General features: G+C 63.9%; 1 protein-coding gene. It reads right to left on the bottom strand.

The window, feature by feature from the left end:
- Positions 1-465: ATP-binding cassette domain-containing protein (locus ACWTU8_RS32560; protein WP_455851341.1), on the bottom strand; the 465-nt coding region annotated here is incomplete at both ends.

Below are 465 nucleotides of genomic sequence, written 5' to 3'. Positions count from 1 at the left end.
GGTGACGTAGATCACCCCGACGCCCCGCGCGGCGACCGCCCGGATCGCCTCGAACAGGATCTTCTCCTCATCGTCGGTAAGCGCCGAGGTCGGCTCGTCGAGGATGAGCAGGCGGACATCGCCCATCAGCGCCTTGGCGATCTCGGTCATCTGGCGATAGGCGAAGGGCAGCGAGCCGACCATGGCGCGGGCGTCGAGCGGAATGTTCTGCGATTTGAGGAAGGCTTCGGCCTGCGCCACCAGCTGGCGTTTTTTCAGGAAGCCGAGCCGCGTCTTCGGTTCTCGCCCCAAAAGCAGATTGTCGGCGACCGACAGCGACTCGACCAGGCTCAGATCCTGGTAGACGACCGCCACGCCGGCATCGCGCGACTGGGCCGGTGAAGAAAACGAGACAGGCTTGCCGTCGATTTCGATCGAGCCGCCATCATGCACATGCACGCCACTGAGGATCTTGATCAGCGTCGA

The sequence above is a fragment of the Mesorhizobium sp. BHbdii genome, assembly GCF_053848045.1.
Note: the sequence above shows the minus strand (reverse complement) of the source record. Positions and strands in the feature narration are given on the sequence as shown.